Genomic DNA, 4,488 nt, shown 5'->3' on the forward strand with positions numbered 1-4,488 from the left:
TTTCTGCCTGATTTTTGTGTTTTTCTCCAATATCCGTCCCAGATTAGAGAAAAAAGGTAGGGTTTTTTCTGGATCTCTGGAATTTCAGGAAACCTTTCTTGCCGGAGCAGTTGCCGCGTAGGGCAGTCTGTTCTCGGACAGCCTCCTGGAAGCCCCCCCAATGGAGCCGGGCAGCAATGACTGATAATCCTATTGACTGATCTTCCGTTTGCGCGGCCGTCTTTCCGTTGGTTTTGAGGCTTTGACTGAATCAGACTTCCGGGCGCTGCTGGTTTTCTTCTTGTTGGCAACCTTCTTTTTTCCAGTAGCGGTTGGCTTACCCTTTTTAGCCGTTGTTTTGGCAGATTTCTTGCCTTTCGGCTTGGCAGCCGATGATTCGGAAGAACCCTTGGCAGCGCCTTTCCCTTTTTTAGCAGCCTCCTGCGCAGCCCTGGCTTCCCTGAGCAGTTTTTCCTTGGCAGCTGCCGATTTAAATCGACTGCCCAGCGCGGCGTTTGCGGATGAACGGGATTTTTTTGTAGAACCGGATTTACCGGATGATTTTCTTCTTCCCGGCTTGCCAAGCGCTGATAGAAGCTCAAAGTCAATCTTCTTGTCATCCAGATCCACCTTGCTGACCATCACTTCCAATTCATCGCCAAGACCAAACTGACGTCCAGTCCGTTCACCGCGCATGCAGTGATGTACATTGTCGTAAATATAGTAGTCATCCGGCAGACTGGTGACGTGTACCAATCCCTCCACATAGACATCTTTGAGCTCAACAAACAACCCGAATCCGGTCACTGAAGAGACAATACCGCTAAAGGTCTGACCAATATGTTGCTGCATATAGTCGCACTTCAACCAGTCCATGGCATCGCGGGTTGCCAAATCAGCCCGCCGCTCTGTGGCAGAACAGTGCTCTCCCAGTGCTTGAATATCATTGGCGTTATAAGGATAGATGCGCTTTTCAGGAATTGGACTGGCACCCACACGAACCACATGCCGGGAGGGAATCCCTGAGCGAATAATATGGCGTATCGCCCGGTGTACCAGTAAATCAGGGTAACGCCGAATGGGTGAGGTAAAGTGTGCATAAGCCTTGAAGGCCAGACCAAAATGCCCCTGATTATCACCGCTGTAGACCGCCTGACTCATTGAGCGCAGTACCACGGTCTGAATCACGTGGTAATCAGGACGATCTTTTACCATAAGCAACAATGACTGAATATCACGGGGGGTAATTTTTCTTGAGGCAAGTGCCAGGCCCAGGCTGCCAAGAAAACTGTTCAGGTTCAGCTTCTTCTCCGGCGTTGGCCCTTCGTGCACACGGTAAAGCCCCGGGATCGTGTGCTTTTCCAGAAACTTTGCCGCACACACATTGGCACACAGCATACACTCTTCAATCAGCTTGTGGGCGTCATTACGCTCCCTTGGCACAATCTGTTCAATCTTGCGGTGGCGGCCAAAAATAATCCGGGTTTCCACTGTGTCAAAATCAATGGTGCCCCGCTCTGAGCGCACGGATACCAAGGTCTTGAATAGCGAATACAGCTGCTCAAGGTGTGGCACTAAAGGCTGGTACTGTTTGCGTAGCGCCCTGCCTTCATCGCCTGGGGACAACATATCCCAGACTTTGGTATAGGTCAGGCGGGCGTGGGAGCGGATAACACTCTCATAGAATTTGTAGCCGGAAATCTTGCCTTTGCCACTGATGGTCATTTCACAGACCATTGCCAGTCGGTCCACTTGCGGGTTCAGGGAACACAAACCATTGGACAAAACCTCAGGCAACATGGGAATCACATGCCCCGGAAAGTAGACCGATGTGCCCCGGTTAGCCGCTTCCTTATCCAGCGCCGAACCCGGTTTTACATAGTGAGACACATCGGCAATCGCCACAAACAGTCGCCAGCCGCCGCCTTTTTTCAGCTCACAATAAACTGCATCATCAAAGTCACGGGCATCTTCACCGTCAATGGTGACAAAAGGTGTTGTTCGCAAATCGACCCTGAACTGTTTGTCAGATTCTGCAACCTCGGCAGTCAAACCCTTGCACTGTTTTTCCACCGCTTCCGGCCATTCATGGGGAATATTATGGGTGCGAACCGCAACCTCAACCTCCATTCCGGCATCGGCCCTGTCCCCCAGAATTTCCTTGATAATCCCCATCGGCATGGAGCGGCGTCCTGGCTGGCGGGTAATTTCCAACAGAATATATTGACCCTCCGTGGGCATCAGCGGACCCGGTTGAACAATAATTTCCCGGCTGATACGAGGGTTTTCAGGCACCATAAAGGCCGCACCTGACTCGGTATAGTAGCGACCGACAACCTGTGTCGTATTTCTCTCGAGCACTTCAACCAGCTGGCCCTCCCTGCGGCCACGATGATCGACGCCAGATTCACGCACCACCGCACGGTCACCATCAAACAGTTGGCGCATCTCACGGGGAGAAAGATAGAGGTCCTCGCCACCACCATCAGGAATCAAAAAGCCAAATCCCTCTTTATTGCCCTGAACGACCCCTTTAATCAGATTCAGCTTACTGATCAAGGCAAAGGCATTCTTGCGATTTTGCAACAGCTGACCATCGCGAATCATCGCTTTGAGGCGGAACATCAGGGCTTCTTGCTGTTCTTCGTCGTTTATACCCAGTTCACCGCATAACGCCCGATGGCTCACTGGTGCCCCGCGCTGCTCAAGGTATTTCATGATGAACAGACGGCTGGGAATCGGGTTTTCATAACGCTCTGCTTCGAGAGATGCCTGACTATCCTGGCTTTTCCACCCTTTTGACATGGGGTTATTGCACCTCTTTTATGGCACGGGGCAGCTCAAGGCTGTCTGGTGAAAATGAAAATCTATTATCATGATATCTTTCTGCAAAGACCATGGAGGGGGAGAGGTTAACATTGAATCCATTCTTTATTAGTACATGCATCAAGCTATCAATGCAAAGGAAGATGAAAAGAGAGACTAACCAATAATAGCTGATCACAGCGTTATGCCAAAACCCCCGGCGCAGGAGCAGTTGCCGCGCAGGGCAGTCTATTCTCCAACAGCCTCCAGACATTCATTAATGATATTTCTCTCGGTCAGATAACCAGAAAAACTGGATCAGACCGGGAACTTATTGACTGGCAAGCAAGTCTGATATAAATGACAAAACTCCGGGGGTTTGCAAACGCCAATCCATAAGCATCACACATTCAACGAAGTCAGAAACATGATACACAGCAGCGGACCCGCACCGTTCCCTATCCAGACAGGCAATCGACCGGCAAATGCCACTGACACCACGACGGATCAAATAACCCGGCGACCCCTTCGTTACAGGTTTTTCTTCCGCTGCAATCAATCTTTCAACCAGGTGCTTCTGAGATTAATGAGTAACAGGGCATTCCTGCGGGCTGCGGCAACCAATGATGTGCCACTGATCAGACGCATGGTAAGAGAGCACCATTCAGCAGACGGCGGAAACGCCCGTTATCGGGTTGTGCATAATCTGGATGAGGCTGCTGCCAGGGCGGTGGCAAATGGCAAGACAGAAGCATTGGCGATTTTGCTGGAAAACGGGGCTTGCCCGAACGAGGCGTTGACAGGTGGCAATTATTGTATCCCCCCAAAAAGGTTGTTTTCGGATCAACGGGGACGCCGTCGCCATCGTCACGTCACAGATAAACTGACACCAGAAACCCTCAGGATATTGCTGAAGAATACCAATATTTGCCCTGACGCTACCATCAGGCTTGGGGACAGCCGGGGCCAATACCTCGATTTTACTCTGAAGGAATTAATTAACAGTAACGCTGGTCACAAAAACAGGGAAGAGATCTGTAAAATGCTTGTCAGTCACGATCATGTCAATGTGAACACGGAGATATCATTTGACGAAACTGGTGCGTTTGCTCTTTCCAGCAAAATGGATAATCGGATTTTTTATCGACAGCCACGAAACACCTTCATCCACGTAAATTTTATTGGCCAGACCTTGATGTTTGATAACTTCGGCCTGACTGAGCATCTGCTAACAGACCAGGCGGTGCATCTGGACCCGGGCTTACCCAGCGGCACAGGAGCCGCTGAAAACCTGCTGATTATTTTTATGGATAAATACGCCAGGGGATGTTTTCGGAAATTGAGCGGGCGGTTTACTATTTTGCTCGATGCCCTGAGGAACAGAATTTCCGACTCTGTTGCCTTTCGTGACCAACTGCTGGCTAGTGGCAACGAGCTGTTCAAACAACAACTCCTCACACTGTTTGCTATTGATGAACCAAGTGGAAATACTCCATCCCCTGCTGATTATCAACACCTTAACCGCGACCAGCTAGACGAGAAAATCCTGAACGTATTGTATGGGTCTCCGCCCGGTTATCACTTCCTTTATCCAAACCCACCACCGAGTTACGATTCTTGCGTGCAGGAGGCTGTTCGAGAATAGACTGCCTGCGCGGCAACTGCTCCTGCGTTGCTCTAGCTCCTGCATCCATGCAGTCGGCG

2 protein-coding genes are annotated in these 4,488 nt (G+C 50.4%); one reads left to right on the forward strand and one right to left on the reverse strand.

The window, feature by feature from the left end:
• Positions 1–189: 189 nt before the first annotated feature.
• Entirely contained in the window at positions 190–2,784 is a 2,595-nt protein-coding gene (gene rnr / locus KDK14_RS07215) for a ribonuclease R (protein WP_257264375.1), read from the reverse strand.
• Positions 2,785–3,370: 586 nt separating this feature from the next.
• Between rnr and KDK14_RS07220 the strand changes: the two genes are divergently transcribed.
• Complete coding sequence (locus tag KDK14_RS07220; protein WP_257264376.1) at positions 3,371–4,429, forward strand: hypothetical protein; 1,059 nt, start codon at positions 3,371–3,373, stop codon at positions 4,427–4,429.
• The last annotated feature ends 59 nt before the right edge of the window (positions 4,430–4,488 follow it).

Source organism: Endozoicomonas sp. ONNA2 (genome assembly GCF_024606365.1).
Classification (GTDB): Bacteria; Pseudomonadota; Gammaproteobacteria; order Pseudomonadales; family Endozoicomonadaceae; genus Endozoicomonas.